The sequence below is a fragment of the Parvibaculum sp. genome, from assembly GCF_035511255.1.
Taxonomy (GTDB): Bacteria; Pseudomonadota; Alphaproteobacteria; order Parvibaculales; family Parvibaculaceae; genus Parvibaculum.
In genome coordinates, this window is the sequence record NZ_DATKFR010000056.1 from 1 (window position 1) to 15,193 (window position 15,193).

15 protein-coding genes are annotated in these 15,193 nt (G+C 65.3%); 5 read left to right on the forward strand and 10 right to left on the reverse strand.

Going from position 1 to position 15,193, the window contains the following annotated elements; genetic code table 11:
* Nucleotides 1–740: glutathione synthase (gshB, locus tag VMR03_RS01820; protein ID WP_325401691.1), on the reverse strand; the 740-nt coding region annotated here is incomplete at its 3' end.
* Nucleotides 741–901: 161 nt separating this feature from the next.
* On the opposite strand from gshB, the gene VMR03_RS01825 reads away from it, so the two are divergent.
* A complete protein-coding gene (locus VMR03_RS01825) occupies nucleotides 902–1,588 on the forward strand; it encodes a MarC family protein (RefSeq protein ID WP_325401693.1) in 687 nt (228 codons plus the stop codon).
* Here VMR03_RS01825 and VMR03_RS01830 read toward each other — a convergent pair.
* The 4 genes from VMR03_RS01830 to rsmI all read right to left on the reverse strand — a co-directional run bounded on the left by VMR03_RS01830 (nucleotide 1,585) and on the right by rsmI (nucleotide 4,505).
* Nucleotides 1,585–2,478, reverse strand: coding sequence for a transglutaminase-like domain-containing protein (locus VMR03_RS01830; protein WP_325401695.1), 894 nt, complete (start codon nucleotides 2,476–2,478; stop codon nucleotides 1,585–1,587). The two genes, VMR03_RS01825 and VMR03_RS01830, sit on opposite strands and share 4 nt — an antisense overlap.
* A 76-nt stretch (nucleotides 2,479–2,554) precedes the next feature.
* Nucleotides 2,555–3,166: a BON domain-containing protein gene (locus VMR03_RS01835; RefSeq protein WP_325401697.1), complete on the reverse strand. Its 612-nt coding sequence runs from the start codon at nucleotides 3,164–3,166 to the stop codon at nucleotides 2,555–2,557.
* Nucleotides 3,167–3,273: 107 nt separating this feature from the next.
* A complete protein-coding gene (locus tag VMR03_RS01840) occupies nucleotides 3,274–3,642 on the reverse strand; it encodes a YraN family protein (protein ID WP_325401699.1) in 369 nt (122 codons plus the stop codon).
* Entirely contained in the window at nucleotides 3,639–4,505 is an 867-nt protein-coding gene (gene rsmI, locus VMR03_RS01845) for a 16S rRNA (cytidine(1402)-2'-O)-methyltransferase (RefSeq protein WP_325401701.1), read from the reverse strand. Before rsmI ends, VMR03_RS01840 begins: the two co-directional genes overlap by 4 nt.
* Before the next feature lie 324 nt (nucleotides 4,506–4,829).
* Between rsmI and VMR03_RS01850 the strand changes: the two genes are divergently transcribed.
* On the forward strand, nucleotides 4,830–6,077 hold the full coding sequence (locus VMR03_RS01850; RefSeq protein ID WP_325401703.1) for a penicillin-binding protein activator: 1,248 nt from the start codon (nucleotides 4,830–4,832) through the stop codon (nucleotides 6,075–6,077).
* 13 nt (nucleotides 6,078–6,090) lie between these two features.
* Here VMR03_RS01850 and hemW read toward each other — a convergent pair whose 3' ends face one another.
* The 3 genes from hemW to rph form a co-directional block, all read right to left on the reverse strand.
* A complete protein-coding gene (gene hemW, locus VMR03_RS01855; protein WP_325401705.1) occupies nucleotides 6,091–7,251 on the reverse strand; it encodes a radical SAM family heme chaperone HemW in 1,161 nt (386 codons plus the stop codon).
* Nucleotides 7,252–7,345: 94 nt separating this feature from the next.
* Entirely contained in the window at nucleotides 7,346–7,951 is a 606-nt protein-coding gene (gene rdgB / locus VMR03_RS01860) for an RdgB/HAM1 family non-canonical purine NTP pyrophosphatase (RefSeq protein WP_325401707.1), read from the reverse strand.
* Nucleotides 7,951–8,664 carry a ribonuclease PH gene (gene rph, locus VMR03_RS01865; RefSeq protein WP_325401709.1) on the reverse strand — a complete coding sequence of 238 codons (714 nt, stop codon included), beginning with the start codon at nucleotides 8,662–8,664 and terminating at the stop codon, nucleotides 7,951–7,953. Before rph ends, rdgB begins: the two co-directional genes overlap by 1 nt.
* Nucleotides 8,665–8,856: 192 nt before the next feature.
* Here rph and hrcA point away from each other — a divergent pair, with 192 nt between their 5' ends.
* Nucleotides 8,857–9,918 (forward strand): heat-inducible transcriptional repressor HrcA, encoded by a 1,062-nt coding sequence (hrcA, locus tag VMR03_RS01870; RefSeq protein WP_325401711.1) that lies wholly within the window; start codon nucleotides 8,857–8,859, stop codon nucleotides 9,916–9,918.
* Nucleotides 9,919–10,003: 85 nt separating this feature from the next.
* Entirely contained in the window at nucleotides 10,004–10,636 is a 633-nt protein-coding gene (gene grpE / locus VMR03_RS01875; RefSeq protein WP_325401713.1) for a nucleotide exchange factor GrpE, read from the forward strand.
* Between the two features lie 9 nt (nucleotides 10,637–10,645).
* Here grpE and VMR03_RS01880 read toward each other — a convergent pair whose 3' ends face one another.
* Nucleotides 10,646–12,232, reverse strand: coding sequence for an arylsulfatase (locus tag VMR03_RS01880; RefSeq protein WP_325401715.1), 1,587 nt, complete (start codon nucleotides 12,230–12,232; stop codon nucleotides 10,646–10,648).
* A 192-nt stretch (nucleotides 12,233–12,424) separates the two neighbouring features.
* Between VMR03_RS01880 and VMR03_RS01885 the strand changes: the two genes are divergently transcribed.
* Complete coding sequence (locus VMR03_RS01885) at nucleotides 12,425–13,132, forward strand: NnrU family protein (protein WP_325401717.1); 708 nt, start codon at nucleotides 12,425–12,427, stop codon at nucleotides 13,130–13,132.
* 16 nt (nucleotides 13,133–13,148) lie between these two features.
* On the opposite strand, the gene VMR03_RS01890 is transcribed toward VMR03_RS01885, so the two are convergent.
* Nucleotides 13,149–15,020 carry an alkaline phosphatase D family protein gene (locus VMR03_RS01890; RefSeq protein ID WP_325401719.1) on the reverse strand — a complete coding sequence of 624 codons (1,872 nt, stop codon included), beginning with the start codon at nucleotides 15,018–15,020 and terminating at the stop codon, nucleotides 13,149–13,151.
* Nucleotides 15,021–15,193 lie beyond the last annotated feature (173 nt).

Genomic DNA, 15,193 nt, shown 5'->3' on the forward strand with positions numbered 1-15,193 from the left:
GTCAGCTTCGACTGCTCGGCGCGGCCGCCGACATGCATGTTGGAGCGCGCCTCGCCCTCGGCGGGCACGCGGTTGATGGCGCCGACCGGTTTACCGTCGACCAGGATGATGCGCTTGTCGCCCTTGCGCACGTCGGCCAGATATTTCTGCACGATGACCGGCTCTCGGTTCATCTGACCGAACATTTCAAGAAGCGAGTTCAGATTCTCGTCGCCCTCGCGGATGCGGAAGACGCCCGCACCGCCATTGCCGAAAAGGGGCTTCACGATGATGTCGCCGAATTCCTTGCGGAAGGCGCGGATTTCCTCAGGGTCGCGGCTGATGAGGGTCGGCGGGAGCAATCCCTCGAAGCGCGTCGCGAATAATTTCTCGGGGGCGTTCCTCACCTCCGCCGGATCGTTCACGACCAGCGTCTTCGGGTGGATCGCCTCGAGCATATGGGTCGCGGTGATGTAGCCCATGTCGAAGGGCGGGTCCTGGCGCATCAGCACGACATCGACCGCGTGAAGGTCGATCTTCTCCATGCTGCCCAGCGTCACATGATTGCCGATCTCGCGGCGGAGCGTCATGGAGCGGCCGCGCGCATAGACGCGACCGTCGCGCATCGAAAGCTCCTTCGTCTCGTAGAACCACAATTTATGACCGCGCGCCTGCGCCTCGAGCCCCAGGGCGAAGGTCGAATCCGCGTTGATGTTGATCGTATGGACCGGGTCCATCTGGATCGCGACTTTGAGGCTCATGGGGGCTCCGGTCTTGAGGCTGGTTTCTTGTCGAGGCGGGCGTCCTGTTCTAGCCCATCCGGCTCCAAGATGGGGAGGGACGGACAAAAAGGCCAGAGGGAAGCGGCGGCGCTTGAAACTTCGGGGCCAAAGTCCGACTCTCTCCGGCGACCGGAGAGACCATGAACAACGAACTCATCACTTTCGCCCTGACGGCGCTGGCCGGCTATTTCGCCATCGCGAACCCGATTTCGGCGACGCCGATCTTCATTGCCCTGACCCGGGGCGACCCCTTGCGCGTGCGCCGCGCCATCGCCCGCAACGCGGTGCTGACGGCGCTTTTCGTGGTCGTCTTCTTCAGCCTCGGCGGCAAGCTCATTTTCGAGATGTTCGGCATCACCATGGCGGCGCTCAGGATCGCGGGCGGCATTCTCGTCGCCATCGTCGGCTATGAAATGCTTCAGGGCCGCTCCTCGTCCGTGCAGGTACCGCGTCAGGTCGAAGGCGGCGAGCCGCCCGAGGACGTCATCAGGGCGCAGCTTTCGATCGCGGTCTCGCCGCTCGGCATGCCGCTGATCGCAGGGCCCGGCACCATCGCCACCGCTGTCGGCTTCGCGGCCAATCCCGGCTTTCTCTATAACGCCATTTCGATCGGCGCCTTCGTCGTCGTCTCGGCCGCGACCTATGTCATGTTCATGCAGGCGCCGCGCATCGTGCGTTTCCTCGGCGAGACCAACCTCACCGTGGTGACGCGGCTGATGGGCCTGATCGTCGCGACCATCGGCGTCGAGATGATGCTGACCGGCCTCGGCGATGCGGCGCGTGACTTCATACAATCGGTGCAGATGCTGCCGATGCCGCGTCCCTAGTTCAGCCTTGCCTTCAGCCGCCGCAACGCTTCCTCGGCCATGCCGGCGATGCGCATCTCGCCATCGCCCGAGGCCATGCTGCGGCAGGTTTCGAAGGCCCGTGCGGCGGCACTCATATGGCCGGCATGGACCTCGAGACGGCCAAGTTCGAAATGGAGTCCCGCGCGGCGCGGCGCCAGCCAGATCATGCGGGCGACGACGTCGCGGGCCCGGTCGAGTTCATTGGCACGGATAGCGCGGCTCAGAATATTGTTTTCGAGGCGGAGCAGGATGTCGCGCGCGGTGACCGGCGCATAAATGTCGGGCGTCAACTTCGCATCCGGCCCCTCAATGCTGCGGATCAGGCGCAGAAGATCGGCTGTCGAAAGGATCTGGCCCCGGTTGAAGGGATCGATGATCGCCGCCGACTGGCCCCCGGATTGACCGACGCGCAGGCGCAGCACGAAGTGGCCCGGAAAGTTGAGGCCACAAATGTCGAGGCCCAGCGCCCGGCCGACATGGAGATAAAGAATGCCAAGCGTGACCGGCAGGCCTTTTCGTCGGTCGATCACATGCATCAGGTTGGCGTTTTTCGGATCGTCGTAACTCTCGGTGTCGCCGTGGTAGGAAAAGCGGCCGGCAAGGATGCTCGACAGGAGTTCGGCCACCACCTCGGCGGACGCAGCGCCTCCGATTTTTTCGGCAATCTTGTCCGGTGTTCGCCCGCGCGCGAGCGCCGTGTCGAAAGCGCGGACAAGTTCCGTCAGATGTTTCTCGTATGCGGCGCGGGCAACCGACGGACGATCCAATGCGGCGAAGGCGAGCGCCAGCCGCGCGAGATCGAGCGCCTCGTCAGGCGCCTCGCCCGCCGCACGCAATTCGGCTTCGATCTTGTCTTCCGCCTTGCCCATGCCCGATCATGGCGCGGGAAACGCGGTGACGGCAAGATGAGTCCGGCGTCGTCCGCGAAGAATCGTTTCCGGAGAATTACTGCGTTGCAGCGGATTTGACTTCGACGTTCGACACGACGTTGCGGACGCCGGAAATGCCGCGCGCATGCGAGATCACGCGATCGAGTTCGGCCTTGTCCTGCGCGATGCCCATCAGATAGACGGTGCCGCGCAGCGTCTCGATCGAATAGTTGATGCTCGAGATGTTGCCGTCGCCGGTGATGGCGGCGCGAAGCTTCGTCGTGATGACCGTGTCGGCGGTGCTTTCCGAAAAGCTCAGAGGCTTGCCGACCTGCAACTGATCGACGACCTCCTTCACGCCGCCGACCGTCCAGACGGTCTTGGTCGCCGTGATGCGGTCCTCGGGTTTGGCGACCGTGCCGATCAGGACGACGCGGCCCTTGTTGACCTGGGTCGAAACGCGGCGGAAGAGGTCGGCGTCCTTTTCGGCGAGCTTGCGATTGATCTCGAAGGCGATCTCATTGTCGTTAACGCCCTGCTCGAAGCCGCGATCCTGCGCCGCGACGACGGCGCCCGTCGCGCCCGCGCCGACCACCAGCGGCACGCAGCCAGACACACAGAAGGCGGACACGCAGACGACGGAGACAAAAAGCACCGGGAAATACCGGGTGGCCGGGAGGTGTCGCATGTTTTCTCCTTCTGGGGCGCAATCTCTGGACGCAGGCGAACCGGGAAACGAACCGGAGGCCGAAAGTGTCCGTCCCGATGCGGCAAGATTATGGCGCCGAAAGAAAATCAGGGCCGCCAGGCATCGGCCAGATGGCGCGGCCAGCGGCGCGGCGCGACCAGCACCACATCGAACCGCATGTCGAGATGGCCCAACGCCGGACGGGTGCTGACGAAAAGCTCGGCGGCGCGGGCGAGCCGCAGGCGCTGGCGCATCGCCAGCGCGTCGGCGGCGGCGAGCATGTCCGCCCTCGCCTTGACCTCGACGAAGACCAGGAGACGCCCTCGTTTCGCGACGAGGTCGATCTCGCCGGCCCGCGTCTTCATGCGGCGCGCGAGGATGCGGTAGCCCTTGAGCTGAAGCATCAGCGCCGCCAGCGCCTCGGCCCTGAGGCCCGAGGCATGGGCAAGCCGCCCCCGCGACGCGTCGCCTTTCACTCGCCGCTCTCCGAGAGAGCAAGCGCGCGGGCATAGACGTCCCGCCGGGGCAGCCCCGTCATGGTCGTGACCTCGGCGACCGCGTCCTTGAGGCTCGTCCGCTTCAATGCGTTTTCGAGCATCGCGTCGACTTCATGGGCGCAGAGCGGCGCGCGGGCGGCGGGCGGTCCGACGACGACCACGATTTCGCCCTTCGGCGCGCCGGCTTCCTCGTATTGCGCGGCCAAGTCTTTGAGTGAGCCGCGCCGCACCTCCTCGAAACGCTTGGTCAGCTCGCGCGCGACGGCGGCCTCCCTCGAACCGAAAGAAGCGCTCATGTCGGCGAGGGAAGCGGCGAGCCGGTTTGCGCTTTCAAGAAAGACGAGCGTCGCCGGAATGGCCGCGAGGTCGGCGAGTTCCTTCTTGCGCGCTTCCTGTTTCGCCGAGAGGAAACCCGCGAAGAAAAAGCGGTCGGTCGGCAGGGCGGCCAACGTCAGCGCCGCCATCACCGACGAAGCGCCGGGCAGCGTCGTTACATGGTGGCCGGCATCGACCGCTTCGCGGACGAGCTTGTAGCCGGGATCGGAAATGAGCGGCGTGCCGGCGTCCGAGACGAGGGCGATGCGTTCCCCGGCTTCGAGGCGGCGCAGCACCTTCGGCCGCATTTCGGCGGCGTTGTGGTCATGATAGGGCGCCATTTTCGTGTCGAGCCCGTGAATGGCGAAGAGCTTCGCCGTCACCCGCGTATCCTCGCAGAGCACCAGATCGGCCCCGCGCAGCACGTCGAGCGCGCGCAGGCTGATGTCCGAGGCGTTGCCGATGGGCGTCGCCGTCACATAAAGACCGGGCGCGAGAGGCTTGAGGGAACGGTCGGCTTTCGACATCGGGGCTTTCAGGTTCGGCGATCGGAAAATTGAGGGCTTCGGAGTGTGGCGACCTTGCGCCGGGCAACCTTATTTGGCAATGCCGGGGCCCCGCGGCGGGCTTGCGGCGTTTACTTGAACAGGTCCCGCGATTAGGCTCCAGCCGTCGCTTTTTGGGGAAATCCTGTCCGCATGTTCCGTTTCGTCTCTTGCCGTTTTCCGGGATCCCGCCGTTCGGGCCCACTTCGTTCGCTATCGACCGCCCTCGTCCTTCTCGGTCTGACGGCGGGCCTTGCCGGATGCGCCGGCTTCGGGCGGACCGAGGCGCCGGCGCCGCGGCCCGTCGTGCAAGCGCCGCCCATCGCCGTGCAACCGCCACCGCAGGCCGCGCAGCCGGCCGGCATCGCCCGGGACCCCAGCCGGTATTACACCCCGAAGCAGATGCAGGGCCGGCCGCTCATCCGTGTGGCGCTGCTGCTGCCCTTCAATTCGTCGCGGGCGGATGTCCGCGCTCTGTCCACCTCGCTCTACAACGCGGCGCAGCTCGCGCTGTTCGAATTCGACAATCCGAACATCCTGCTGATCCCCAAGGCGACAGGCGGCAGCGCCATCGGCGCACAGACAGCGGCGACGGAAGCGGTCCAGGAAGGCGCCGACCTCATCCTGGGGCCACTTTTCGCCGAGGAGGTGAGCGCGGTCGCGCCGGTCGCGCGCGGCGTCAACGTGCCGGTCGTCGCCTTCTCGACGGACATCACGGTCGCCGGCAACGGCGTCTATCTTCTCTCCTTCCAGCCGGCGGCCGACGTCAACCGCGTCGTCGACTACGCGATGCTGCAGGGCATGACCAAATTCGCCGCGCTCTTCCCCCAGAACGATTACGGCAACCGGGTGCGCGCGGTCTTCGAGGAGGCCGTCTCGGCGCGTGCCGGCCACATCGTCACCGAGGAAAGCTATTCGGGCAGTCCCGACGGCATGACAGGGCCGGTGCAGCGGCTGGCGAATTACGGCGGCCGCCACGGCGCGCTGCTCGCCAAGCGGGCCGAGCTCAAGGCGGCGGGCGACACGCAAGGGCTCAAGGATCTCGAGAAGCGCGATACGATCGGCGATCTCGGCTATCAGGCGGTCTTCGTGCCCGAGGGCGGGGCGCGGCTCCGGGCGCTGGCGCCGCTACTGCCCTATTACGACATCGATCCGCGCAAGGTGAAGTATCTCGGCACCGGCCTCTGGGACGATCCTTCGCTGCAGCGCGAGCCGTCGCTCGAAGGCGCCTGGTATCCGGCGCCGCCGCCCGAAGCGCATGAACAGTTCGTGGCCCGCTATACCCGCGTCTATGGCGCAACGCCGCCACGCATCGCGAGCCTTGCCTATGATGCGGTGAGCCTTGCCGTCGCGCTGTCGGCCAAGCCCGAAGGCGAACGCTTCACGGTGGAAACGCTGACGGAGCCCGACGGCTTTGCCGGCGTCGACGGCATTTTCCGTTTCCTGCCCGAGGGCCGGACCGAGCGCGGCCTCGCCATCATGGAAATGCATGGCAGCGGCGCCACCGTCGTCGACCCGGCGCCGACGAGCTTCGGCGTACCGCCTTCGCTCTGAGAGGGAACGGGTTTCAGGCCAGCAGGCGCGCGAGCAGCGGATCGAGGACGAGCCGGCCTTGCGGGGTCGCCGCGATGCGGTCGCCGTCGCGGATCAGAAGCCCGTCGCGGACGAGGCCTTCGACGCGAACCTCGTCGAGCGCGCGGCCCGCAAGACGCGCATGCCGTGCGAGCGAGACGCCCTCCTCGAGACGCAAGCCCATCAGCATCATTTCATCGCCCTGTTCCGCCGGTGCAATCTCTTCGGACGCTTCGAGACCGTGGCCCGCGTTTTCGACGGAGGCGAACCAGGCGCCAGGCGCCTTCAGCGTGCGCGTCGCGAGGCGGCGGCCCTCTGCGGTCACCCGGCCATGCGCGCCGGGGCCGACGCCCGCATAATCGCCATAGCGCCAGTAGACGAGATTGTGCCGGCATTCGGCGCCAGGTTTGGCATAGTTCGATACTTCGTAGGCGGACAATCCAGACTCGGCCGCGATTTCGCCGGTCAGGCGGTAGAGCTCAGCCGCGTCCTCTTCTTCCGGCAACCTGAACGCGCCCTTCTCGTAGAGACGCGCGAAGGCCGTGCCCTCCTCGATGGTCAATTGATAGAGCGAGAGATGATCGGCGGCATGGGCGAGGGCGAGGCGGAGTTCGCGTGCCCAGGCCTCCGCCGTCTGGCCGGGCCGTGCATAGATGAGATCGAAGGAGAGGCGCGGGAAGGTTTCACGGGCGAGCGCGATCGCCTTCAAGGCCTCCTCGGCGCTGTGGAGGCGGCCGAGAAATTTCAATTCGCGGTCGTCGAGCGACTGGACGCCGAGCGAGAGACGGTTGACGCCGACGGCCCGGTAGCCGCGGAAGCGCTCGGCCTCGACGCTGGTGGGATTGGCCTCGAGCGATATCTCGACGGCGGTGTCGACGCTCCAGAGGCGCGCAATGGCGGAAAGAACCGTCTCGACCGTCGAGACCTCCATCAGCGAAGGCGTGCCGCCGCCGAAGAAGATCGAGCGGACTTCGCGCGGGCCGGTCATCGCCCGCATGTAGTCAAGTTCGCGCGTCAGCGCCCGCGCCCATTGCGCCTGATCGACATTGGCGACGACGTGGGAATTGAAGTCGCAGTAGGGGCATTTCGACAGGCAGAAAGGCCAGTGGACATAAACGCCGAAATCGGGGACGCCGGAGTCTCCATCTGTTGTCATCCCGGCTTCATGCCGGGATCCAGGGGCATCGACTGTGGAGCTTGCAGCCCCTGGCCCCCGGGACAAGGCCGGGGTGACACCATTAGAGAGATGGTCAGTTTTTGAAACAACCATCGACCAGTTTCCGGAACGCGTCGGCGCGGTGCGACATCGCGTGTTTACGCTCGGGCTCCATCTCGCCGAAGGTCTCGCTATGACCATTGGGTACGAACATCGGATCGTAGCCGAAACCCTTCGCGCCACGCGGCGGCCAGACGAGTTCGCCATCGACCCGACCCTCGAAATATTCGATGTGTCCATCCGGCCAGGCGAGCGCAAGACCGCAGATGAAATGCGCGCTGGTATCGAGGGTCCCTTCCTCGACGAGGCCGAGGCGGACGCGCTCCATGGCGAAGTCGAAATCCTTTTGCGGACCGGCCCAGCGCGCCGACTGGATGCCGGGGGCGCCGTTCAGCGCATCGACGCAAAGACCGGAATCGTCGGACAGGGCCGGCTTGCCACTTGCCTTTGCCGCCGCCAGCGCTTTCAGCTCCGCATTGGCGCGGAAGGTGTCGCCGGTCTCGTCGGGCTCCGGAAGACCCAGATCGCCCGCCGAAACCGTTTCGATGCCGAAAGGCGCAAGCAGCTCGCGAATTTCCCGCACCTTGCCCGCATTGTGGCTTGCAACCACCAGCGTTTTCCCGGCAAAGGCCCGCGTCATCAGGCGACCGCCTGCTTCTGGCGTTCGACCAGATGGGCGATGGAGGTTTTGGCGAGGCCGAGAAGCTGCGTCAATTCCTCCTCGCTGAAAGGTTCGGCTTCGGCCGTGCCCTGGATTTCGCAGATACCGCCCTTGCCGGTGATGACGAAATTCGCATCCGTATCGGCTTCGGAATCCTCGGCGTAATCGAGATCGGCGACCGGAACGCCCCGATAGATGCCACAGGAAATCGCCGCGACGTGATCCTTGATCGGCGAGACGGTCAGCATGTTGCGGGCGATCATCCACTGGATGCAGTCGTGCAGCGCGACCCAGGCGCCGGTGATCGAGGCGGTGCGCGTACCGCCATCGGCCTGCAGCACGTCGCAATCGATCGAGATCTGGCGCTCGCCGAGGAGCTTCATGTCGACCACGGACCTGAGCGAGCGGCCGATCAGGCGCTGGATCTCCTGTGTGCGACCGGACTGCTTGCCCTGCGCGGCCTCGCGGCGCATGCGCTCATGGGTCGAGCGCGGCAGCATGCCGTATTCGGCCGTCACCCAGCCGGCGCCCTTGCCCTTCAGGAAGGGCGGCACGCGCTCCTCGAGGCTCGCGGTGCAGAGCACATGGGTGTCGCCGAATTTGACCAGGCAGGAGCCCTCGGCATGCTTGATGACGCCGCGTTCGAGGCTGACGGCCCTCATTTCGTGGGGCGCACGGCCGGATGGACGCATGGGAACCTTCTCTTCCGTTCTTGTTTATTGGCGTTCGGGTTGCCGGTTTAGTAGCGCGGGCGGGCCGCAAAGGCAAAGCCTGTGGTACAAGCATCGGGAAAGACCTCCGGCGACCGCGCCGGAATTGACGCGAGCGGCCTCGCTTCCTAGATTCAGGGCCGCTCCAAACAAGCTCAGGACACGCAAAAATCCATGGTTGCCGTCAAGGATCTCAACGATCGCTCGCGCGAGATATTGCGCCGTGTCGTCGAGACCTATCTCGAGACGGGCGACCCCGTGGGCTCACGTTTTCTCTCGCGCCATTTGCCCATGTCGCTGTCGGCGGCCTCGATCCGCAACGTGATGTCGGATCTGGAGGCGCTCGGCCTTCTCTTCTCGCCGCATACCAGCGCCGGCCGCATGCCGACGGAGGCGGGTTTGCGCATGTTCGTCGACGGGCTCCTCGAAATCGGCGACATCAGCGAGGACGAACGCCGTTCGATCGAGCGCCAGGTCTCGGGCCAGCATAAAAGCGTCGAGGACGTGCTCGACGAGGCCTCCAAGATGCTGTCGGGCCTCAGCCATGCCGCCGGCTTCGTCGTCGCGCCTAAATATGACGCTTCACTGAAGCATATCGAATTCGTGCCGATGGATCCCGGCCGGGCGCTCGTCGTCATCGTCACCGAAGGCGGCGAGGTCGAGAACCGCGTCATCGAGGTGGCCAAGGGCCTGCCGCCCTCGGCGCTGGCCGAGGCGACGAACTATCTGAACGCGCGGCTGCGGGGCAAGACCTTCGAGGAATCGAAGGCGATCCTAGCGGGCGAGATGGAAACGCAAAGGGCCGAGCTCAACGAACTCACCTCACGCGTCATCGCTTCGGGGCTCGCCACATGGTCAGGCTCGAAGGCGGCGCAGAATGACGATCCCCTGTCCAAATCGCTGATCGTGCGGGGCCAGGCGCGGCTCCTCGAAGACGTCCATGCGATGGAAGACCTCGAGCGGGTGCGGCTTCTCTTCGACGAGATCGAGAACAAGCGCGAACTTGTGCAGCTTCTCGGGCTCGCCGAACAGGCCGACGGGGTCCGCATCTTCATCGGCTCGGAGAACAAGCTTTTCTCGCTGTCGGGCTCATCTCTCATCATCAGCCCCTATATGGACAAGCGCCAGCAGGTCGTCGGCGTGCTCGGCGTCATCGGTCCGACGCGGCTCAATTATGCCCGCGTCATCCCGATGGTCGATTACACGGCAAAGCTCGTCGGCCGCCTGATCAACTAGCGCCGGCGGCAAATCGAAGCGGACAGGTTGACAGGGCGGGCTCCAGCGCGCACATCGGAAGCGCCAAATCCCCACGGAAAGACTTATGAGCGACCAGAACAACGAAAACGAAGCGGCGGCGATGGGCACGGCTCCGCAGCCGGAACCCGAGACCGACGCGCCGGCCGAGGCTCAGGCGGAACCCGATCCCTTCGCCGTGCTGACGGCGCTGCAGGCCGAGAATGCCGAATTGAAGGACAAATTGCTGCGCGCCGTCGCGGAGGCTGAGAATGTGCGCCGCCGCGCCGAACGCGAAAAGCAGGACGCGGCGCGCTACGGCGCGGCGAGCTTTGCCCGCGACATGGTGCAGGTGTCCGACAATCTCCGCCGCGCCATCGCGGCGCTGAAGCCCGAGGAACGCGACGCCGCGCCGGCGACCGTGAAGGCGCTGATCGAGGGCGTCGAGATGACGGAGCGCCAGCTTCTCTCAACCTTCGAGCGGCACGGCATCAAGGAAATCACCCCGGCGCCGGGCGACCGCTTCGATGCCAATCTGCACGAGGCCATGTTCGAGGTGCCGGGATCGGGCCAGCCGGCCGGCACGGTCGTTCATGTCGTCGAGGCAGGCTATTCGATCGGCGACCGGCTCTTGCGCGCAGCCCGCGTCGGCGTCGCCAAGGCCGAGGACGGCACGCCGAAGCCCAACGGCAATGGCGCCCATGTCGACACCAAGGCCTGAGATCTTCGTTCAGGTCGGAATCGCGACCATTACGACGCCCGCCTTCTCGACATAGTCGTCCCATAGCGCGAGAAGCTCGTCGAGGCGCGTCGGCTCCTCCCTGGCGCGGTCGTCGGTTTCACCGGGATCGGCCGCGACATTGTAGAGTTGCCAATCGCCGGTCCCTTCGGGTGCGGGAATCCAGATCGCCTTCCAGTCGCCCTTGCGAATGCCGCGACGACCGAAGAACTCCCAGCCGGTGACGGCATCCTTCGGGTGGACTTCTTCCGCTTCGCCCCTGAGCCAGGGCAGGAGCGAACGGCCCATCGGTTCGACGACCTTGCGGCCCTTGTAATCGGGTGCCGGATGCGCCGCGCCGGCGAGGTCGAGCAGCGTCGGCATCACGTCCATGACGGTCGAGAAGGCATGGCCGATGCCGGGCGCCGAGACGAGCGAAGGCGCGCGGGCGAAGGCGACGACGCGGATGCCGCCCTGCGACGTATAGGTCTTGTAGAGGCGCGAGGGCGCGGTTGCGGCTTGCGCCCAGCGCGGTCCGTACCAGACGTAGGAATTCGACCGGCCGATATTCGCCAGGCTATTGTCGTAATATTTCGAGATGAAATCCATCAGATAGGGGCCGAAGACCGGCACGGCCTCGATCAGCGCGCCCTCGGCGCCATTGTCGGACATGAAGAGAATGACGGTGTCGTCGAGTTCGCCGGTCCTCTTTAGATACTCGACGAGGCGGCCGACATTCCAGTCGAGACGCTCGACCATGGCTGCATAGACTTCCATGGCGCGGGCGGAGCGGGCGCGCTCCTCGTCGTTCATCTCGTCCCAGGGCTTGTTCTTTGCGACGATGGGATGCGCCTTGATGTCCTGCGCGCAAAGGCCGAGCGCCTTCAGACGGTCGAGGCGCTCCTCGCGCAACGCTTCGGGACCGGCATCGTAGCGGCCCTTGTATTTCGCGATGAGATCGTCCGGCGCCTGGAGCGGCCAGTGCGGCGCCGAGAAGGCGAGATAGGCGAAGAAGGGCCTGTCGTCGTCCCGCTCGTCGAGATAGTGCAGCAGCTTCGTCGTAAAGCCGTCCGACGAGTAGAAATCCTCTGGAAGATCTACGAAGCGATCATCTTCCGTATAAAGAGTGTCCTGCCTCGGAAAGCCGGTGCCGGCCTTCGGCGAGGAGGCGTAATGGTTGGCGGCGCCGGGCAGAAGCGCGAAGGAGCGCGTGAAGCCGCGCGCATGGGGCGAGGTTTCGAGCGTGTCGCCCAGATGCCATTTGCCGGACATCAGCGTGAGATAGCCCGCGTCGCGCAGAAGCTCGGGCAGGGTCGCGACACGTTCATTGAGATAGCCCTCATAGCCGGGCTTGCCGCGCTGGGTCGGGTGCAGCACCTCGACATGGGTGCCGAGGCCGGCGATGTGGGGATCCACGCCCGTCATCAGCATGGCGCGGGTCGGCGCGCAGGCGGGCGCCGAATGGAAATTGGTGAGGCGGAGCCCCTCCATCGCCAGCGCATCGAGATGCGGCGTCGCGATCTCGCCGCCAAAGGCGCCGATGTCGGAAAAACCCAGATCGTCGGCGACGATCACCAGAAAATTCGGCCGCTTTCCCAACTTATCCCCGCCCCCTCGCGTGACCCCATATTGGGATGGAGCTTGGCGGAGGTGCGGCGGAGGCGAAAGAGAAAAATGGACCGAGGTATATTTTTGTATCGACAAAAAACTGGGGCATGCTGGCAAAGCCCCTTGAATCGGAGGGGCCAATGGCCAGATATAACATCGTTATATTTGAGGGAGGGGAATTCGATGCTGACTCTATGGGCCGCGGCTGCGTTCTTTCTGGCGATCCATCTCGCCGTTTCGGGGACGAGGCTGCGCGAGGTCATCGTGGGCGCCGTCGGCGAATGGCCTTATCTCGGCGCCTTTTCGCTCGCGTCCGTCGGCGGGATCGTCTGGCTCGCCATCGGCTATAACGAAGCCGTCATGCAGCCCGACCGGCTTTACTGGGTCGCGCCTCTCTGGCTCACCCATCTCGCGCCGCTCGTGATGCTCGTCGCCTTCCTTTTCGCGGTGGTCGGCCTCACCACGCCGAACCCGACCGCCTTCAAATCGGAAGGCGTTCTCGAGACCGAGGGCCAGGACGCGCTCGGCATCGTCCATATCACGCGGCATCCCTTTCTCTGGTCGGTCATCATCTGGTCCACGCTGCACATCGCGATCAACGGCGACAAGGCGTCGATCATCTTCTTCGGCACGTTCCTCGTGCTCGCCGCCCTCGGCACGCTCTCGATCGACGAGAAGCGCCGCCGCAAGCTCGGCCCCAAATGGGACGCCTTCGCCGCGCGAACCTCCAACCTGCCCTTCGCCGCCATGGTCAGTGGACGGACGAAATTCCACTTCACGCGCCATGCCTGGTGGCGCATTCTTGCGAGCCTCATCGCCTTCGTGCTGATGCTCTACGCGCATCACTGGCTCTTCGGCGTCTCGCCGATCCCGGGATGGACGCCTTATTGAGGATCGGATCGAGGGGTCAGACCTTCACGAGGCCCGAGAGCTTGCCCGGCTTTTCCGCCGTCACTTCGAAACGCGCGAGGGGCAGGACCGCATAGTCCTTCGCGCGCACGGTCGAGACGCCGATGTAGTCGGCTTCCGCCTTGTCGCGCGTCAGGGTGAGGAGGATGAAGCCGTTATGGACGACGTCGACATACTTCACCTCGGGGCAATGCGTCGTCAGCGCAGTGCGAGCGGCGACGGGCACGCGGGCGTCGTCGCCGAAATAGCCATAGGGGCTCGGCGAGGTGACACCCGAAGTCGCGAATTCGACGCCGCGCAGCGCGCCGTCATCGTCATGAAGCTCGTTCGCCCAGAGGATGTGCGAGTCGCCCGCGAGCACAAGCAGGTTCGCCTCCGCGTCGCGGGCCGATCCGTAGAGGCGTTCGCGCGCGGCGGGATAGCCGTCCCAGGCGTCCGTGTTGAGGGGCAGGCCGAGCTTCGTCTGTTCGATCCAGCGCTTGGCCTGCGGGTTTTTCGCGCTCGCCGCGGCGACGATGTCGGCGGGGAAGGCCTTGCTGAAATCGGGCGCGTCCATCTTCGCCATCACGATCTGGTTGGCGAGCACCTGCCATTTGATGCCATCGGCCGTCGATGCCTTCAGTTCGCCGGCGAGCCAGGCTTCCTGCTTCGTGCCCATCAGCGTGCGGCGTTCGTCATTGAGGATTTCGGCGTGGAAGCGCTTGGTGTCGGGCTTCCAGGTATAGCCGGCGGGAAGGCCCGCCTCGTTCCACGCCTTTACCTTTGCATAGTCGCGGATGGGCCGGCCATGAACATCGAAGGGTGTCTTCAGGCGGATGACCGCCTCTTGCGACAAGGCGGCGAGACGCGCCTTGTCCGTCACGGCGACCGGCCTTGCCGGATTTGAAACGTCGAAGGCGGTTTCGACATAAAGCATGTCGCGCGCATATTTGAGCTGATGCATGCGGCCGGTAAGGCGGGTTTCGACGACATGGAGCGAGGCGATGTCGCCATAGTCGTAGGAGCGGTTCAGCGTGTAGAAAGCCTCGCCCGGCGCCGGGTCGCGCATCGGCATCCATTCGAAATAGGCGCGGATCGCGACGTCGCGCCGCGTCTCCCATTTTCCTTCCGTCCGCGGATCGTGGTTCTCGGCACCGCCGACCCATGAATCATTCGCCGTCTCGTGATCGTCCCAGACGGTGATGAAGGGGGCCGAGGCATGAGCCGCCTGGAGGTCGGGATCGGTACGGTATTGCGCGAAACGAGCACGATAGTCGGCGAGCGTCACGATCTCGTGCGGCGGCAGATGCTCGCGATCGAGCGCCTTGCCGACCTCGCCGCCATACCCCTCGCGGCCATATTCATAAATGTAGTCGCCGAGATGGACGACCGCGTCGATCCCGTCCGTCGCCGCGATCTCGCGATAGACGTGGTAATAGCCGAAGGCGTAATGCGAGCAGGAGACGACCGCGAAACGCGCCTTGTCGATGCCTTTCGTCGGCAGCGTCCTGGTGCGGCCGATGGGCGACGTCACCTTGCCGGCGGCGAAGCGGTAGAAATAGCTCCGGCCGGGCGCAAGCCCCGTCACGTCGACTTTCGCGGTGTGGTCGCGGGCGGGCGTTGCCTCGGCCGTGCCCTCGGCGACGATTTTCGAGAAGGCCGCATCCTCGGCGAGCTGCCAGCGCAGCGGAACGGAGACGGGGTCGGCCACCGTCGCACGGGTCCAGATGATGATCGCATCGGCGCGCGGATCGCCGCTGGCGACGCCATGGTCGAAGGAGACGCTCTGCGTTTCCGTCTTCGCGAGACCGGTCTCGGCGCAGCTTGCAAGGCCAAGCCCCGTCGCCGCCGACAATCCCGTCAACGCCTGACGTCTCGTGATGCGATCCATGCCCTTCACTCCCCTTGAACGCGACCCACTTGTCCGGCGCGCAAACTAGCGAGCCATGATGATGGTTTTTTTGCAGGGGCCGCGCTTGTGCGAGCGCGCATGAAAGGCATGAAAGAAAGGGGGCCGGATCAGGGCTTCGTCACGCGCCTCAGCGTCAGGTTCAGCCGGCCGCC

Coding starts and splice junctions, on each gene's coding strand:
- VMR03_RS01885 (WP_325401717.1), top strand. CDS start 12,425: ATGCTGACTCTATGGGCCGCGGCTGCGTTCTTTCTGGCGATCCATCTC.
- grpE (WP_325401713.1), top strand. CDS start 10,004: ATGAGCGACCAGAACAACGAAAACGAAGCGGCGGCGATGGGCACGGCT.
- rdgB (WP_325401707.1), bottom strand. CDS start 7,951: ATGACGCGGGCCTTTGCCGGGAAAACGCTGGTGGTTGCAAGCCACAAT.
- VMR03_RS01835 (WP_325401697.1), bottom strand. CDS start 3,166: ATGCGACACCTCCCGGCCACCCGGTATTTCCCGGTGCTTTTTGTCTCC.
- rsmI (WP_325401701.1), bottom strand. CDS start 4,505: ATGTCGAAAGCCGACCGTTCCCTCAAGCCTCTCGCGCCCGGTCTTTAT.
- rph (WP_325401709.1), bottom strand. CDS start 8,664: ATGCGTCCATCCGGCCGTGCGCCCCACGAAATGAGGGCCGTCAGCCTC.
- hrcA (WP_325401711.1), top strand. CDS start 8,857: ATGGTTGCCGTCAAGGATCTCAACGATCGCTCGCGCGAGATATTGCGC.
- hemW (WP_325401705.1), bottom strand. CDS start 7,251: ATGACAACAGATGGAGACTCCGGCGTCCCCGATTTCGGCGTTTATGTC.
- VMR03_RS01825 (WP_325401693.1), top strand. CDS start 902: ATGAACAACGAACTCATCACTTTCGCCCTGACGGCGCTGGCCGGCTAT.
- VMR03_RS01890 (WP_325401719.1), bottom strand. CDS start 15,020: ATGGATCGCATCACGAGACGTCAGGCGTTGACGGGATTGTCGGCGGCG.
- VMR03_RS01830 (WP_325401695.1), bottom strand. CDS start 2,478: ATGGGCAAGGCGGAAGACAAGATCGAAGCCGAATTGCGTGCGGCGGGC.